The sequence below is a fragment of the Nostoc cf. edaphicum LEGE 07299 genome (genome assembly GCF_015207245.1).
Taxonomy (GTDB): Bacteria; Cyanobacteriota; Cyanobacteriia; order Cyanobacteriales; family Nostocaceae; genus Nostoc; species Nostoc edaphicum_B.
This window is the reverse complement of record NZ_JADEXF010000640.1, coordinates 1-3596: the sequence shown is the minus strand read 5'-3', so window position 1 is coordinate 3596 and position 3596 is coordinate 1. Positions and strand designations below refer to the sequence as shown.

The window sequence follows — 3596 nt, the reverse complement described above, 5'->3', positions numbered from 1 at the left end:
GGTTAGGGAGGGGTAATTCCATAACTTGTGTGTACACCGTAGCTTTACAAGAGGGATTTAGGGGGATCTAGAACGTTTTGCTACCGACAAGAGGACTTTTCAAACATCCTCTAAAGGTATTCTTATTCTATCCAAGAGATGAATTAAAGAATAGGCGATGCCTACGGTGGTCACTGAGCTTTGTCGTTCGCGCAGCGTCTCGTAGAGAAGTGCTGGCTACACTTACACAGCGCTAATGATACGGATAACGTTTGCTCATCGCAATTGTTATTTTGGCGAACGCATTTGCTATTTCGGCGTACGCATTTGCTATTTCGGCGAACTCATTTGTTATTTCGGCGTATGCATTTGCTATTTCGGCGTACGCATTTGCTATTTCGGCGAACTCATTTGTTATTTCGGCGAACGCAATTGTTATTTCGGCGAACGCAATTGTTATTTCGGCGAACGCATTTGCTATTTCGGCGATGCCTACGGCTGGCTACGCCTACACAATTGCTGATTGCCTTTATCCTAAAACAACTTAAGACAAAGACCTATCCCTGGTTTAACGATGCAAAACTTATCCCTCTTTAGATCAAAGAGGGACAGCAAACAATAAACGGCAGTAACACAACATAAAAATGAAATTAAGGCAAACACACCTTCTGACCATTCTGTATCCAACAAATTGGGTCTGATTCAAGGCTAAGTTGCAGGTTTAGGGAATTCTCTTCTGATATAGCGTCATTTTTGACTGTAACACTGGACTCAGCCTTGTTATTGCTTCCAGATTTGATTGAACCTTCAATAATTCTGATATTCTCTTGTGTTGCGACTCTAGAGTTATTCATTGGAGCACCATAGAGGTGAAATGTCGCAATAGCAGAGTTACAAGAGAAAGCTATTGCACCACCTATTACAATTCCTAGACCTTTAACCGAGTACGAAAGATTGCTCATGCTTGATATCTCATCTTTTTAAAGAAGTAACAGTTGCTGTACAGCAGCGAAGCTTTAGCTATTTGAAGTAACGTATATCGAAATCGGGAATCAGTTTTTTATTTTTTATCAAAATTTATAAAGTTTCACTTTTTTACACAATTAATCAAAGATTTATCACACAATAATGTTCTGCATTGAGTTTTAATATAAGAGGCGATTGGCAAGGGCAGTCAACAAAGTCAAATTTTAATGATCAGCGCAAGATGTAGCGGTAAGCGAGGAGTTATGGGGCGTCGCAGTCGGTACTTGAGCAACCAGAACTACGTTTCCATTGGCATCCATTACCCACCCTTGGGCTTCTACAATTTGAGTAGGTTCATTGACAGAATTAACCTTCTGTGATTTTTCTTCTGTGTTTCGCTGCGCCTGAACAACGGCTCTTTTCTGAATACCGCCAGCACGATTCTGACTCTGTGGAGGAAGCGCAATCCAATCTGCCAGCACCGCATCATCAGCTATCAATGGCTCCGTGGGATCGGCTACTAGTCCTCCACGTCCAGTGGTAATAAATGAATTTCTTGCTATTTTTCCACCAGAACTACAACTAGCAGCAATTTGCTGCGAAGCATCAACCAGATTTACGGGTAATTCCACTAATCCTTTACTGGGGTCAGCATCTGGTGAGTTGATTTGTACAGTGCCATTTAATGAAGGGTCTTGCTGAGAAAACGCCGTGATGTCATTTGTTGGCAGGTTATTCGGGTCGATTTCCTTTGGATCAAGTCTCTGTACGTCTGCACGGGTGGGGGGTACAAAACCAAAGATGTTTTTAGCAGTGATGGTGATTTTACCACCAGAGCCAGAGACGGCGTTGGCGGTGATATCGTTATTTCCCAAGGGGTTGGCGACAAGGAAGCCATTTGGTGCATTGATGGTGATATTACCACCATCTCCATTACCGTTGGCGTTAGTGGTTATTTTACTTTCGCGCCGCATCAGTAATAAGTCCCGCAGATGTAGCGAAATATTACCGCCCCGACCTAATTTACTATTAGATGTGAGACTTCCTTGATTGTCCAGAAGTATGGAGTCAGCAGTTACATTTAGATCGCCTGTTTCTCCTGTAGCTGGTAAAAATTTCAACGAGCCTTCAATCAACTCGTACTTTCCATTGGAATCTGTTATTACTTTTGCCCCATCTTGGATAATTAATTTTCCAGTGTTGAGCGTCATGTCACCAGCCTTTCCGCCTGCCGCAGTTGAAGTAGATAATAGACTAGGTTGATCAAATTTAGAAGAGAAAAAGCTACCACCAATCACCTCTACTGACTCAGAGGCGTTCACAGTCAAATTTCCTCCATTACCCTCGCCTTCTGTAACAGTGGATACTTGCGCGCCATCCCGAATGATTAATTTTCTGGCAGTAATCGTTAAGTCTCCACCATCTCCCACACCCATAGTTTGGCTTCTTATGCGCACACCAGAGCCAATCAGTTCCACAGAGTCGCCCTGCACCTGAATACTTCCGCCGCTATCTTTGCTACTACCGTCTACAATAGATCCGATTTCAGAATCACCAAGATTTCGCTCTATTAGTTGAATGTTCCGAAAATTCTGGACATTTTCATATCCCAAGACCCAACCTTGGTTAGTTGGGTCTAGTTTAACTAAGCTATTGCCAGCAACACTTCCTAGCTCAATTCTTCCCGACACTGCTGTTAAATTCCCACCCTCCAGCGTTATATCACCGCCTACAAGTGCCAAGGTTCTATCTGGCAGCACTTGTAAACCAACGGATTCATTAAAGACGGTAGTTACACCATTTGGTCTTGCTTGAGATTGATTACGGATGGGAGCCGCAGTGGTTCCGAATTGTAGGCCAATAGGTACAGTTACTGTGAGCAGGGGTGTGCTTCGGGGGCCTATGGCACTAAACTTAGTACCATCAGCAAAGTTCAAACTACTTGCGGTACTAGCTACAAACGAACCACCGATGTTTAAGGAAGCATTAGGGCCAAAAATAATCCCGTTGGGATTAATCAGAAATAGGTTAGCTGTGCCTGCTTGTAGGATGCCATCAATATTAGAAATAGACTTACCTGTTACCCGGCTAATAATATTTTGAATATCTGTAGGATTTTGAAAGTCAGCCGTAATCCCTGCGGGTACAGAAAATTGCTCAAAACTATGGAACAGATTGTTTCCTGCTCTAGTTCCACCTTGAATAATTGTGATATTACCCTGTGGTGTAACCTGAGAATTAGTAGGTAGAGTACTATCCGGGGTAATTTGGGCAATAGCAGAGTTTCCGCAGAAAGCTATTGCACCACATACTGCAAATCCTAGACTTTTAAACCAGACCCACAGATTACTCATACTTGATATTGTACCGCTTTAAAAAAATATTAATTGCTGAACAATAGTGACGCTAAACCTGTATTAACGTGAATCCGATAACTTTAAACTACTCGGAATGGAATCGGTAATTTGCGTTTCGCTCTTTACCAAACTTTATAGCATTTATCATTTGTAAACAATATGTGCTGAGGCAGAACAATTTTGTGCCCCTACTAAAAAACTGTATTTCACACAATTAAAAATGCGCTCTTACCTTTATTTTCAATAAATTGAGATAATAGCAATTAATTTGAGAATACTGTTAACGTTTAGGAC

2 protein-coding genes are annotated in these 3596 nt (G+C 42.0%); one reads left to right on the top strand and one right to left on the bottom strand.

What is annotated here, in order from left to right; all coding sequences use genetic code 11:
- Positions 1-272 precede the first annotated feature (272 nt).
- On the top strand, positions 273-527 hold the full coding sequence (locus tag IQ229_RS18205) for a hypothetical protein (RefSeq protein ID WP_194046131.1): 255 nt from the start codon (positions 273-275) through the stop codon (positions 525-527).
- Positions 528-1169: 642 nt separating this feature from the next.
- Here the strand turns inward: IQ229_RS18205 and IQ229_RS18200 are convergent.
- The gene (locus IQ229_RS18200; protein ID WP_194046129.1) at positions 1170-3299 is read right to left on the bottom strand and encodes a filamentous hemagglutinin N-terminal domain-containing protein; all 2130 of its coding nucleotides are present in this window, start codon (positions 3297-3299) and stop codon (positions 1170-1172) included.
- Positions 3300-3596 lie beyond the last annotated feature (297 nt).

What these genes read in the sequence shown, in the direction of transcription:
- IQ229_RS18200 (WP_194046129.1), bottom strand. Translation starts at nt 3,299, where the DNA reads ATGAGTAATCTGTGGGTCTGGTTTAAAAGTCTAGGATTTGCAGTATGT.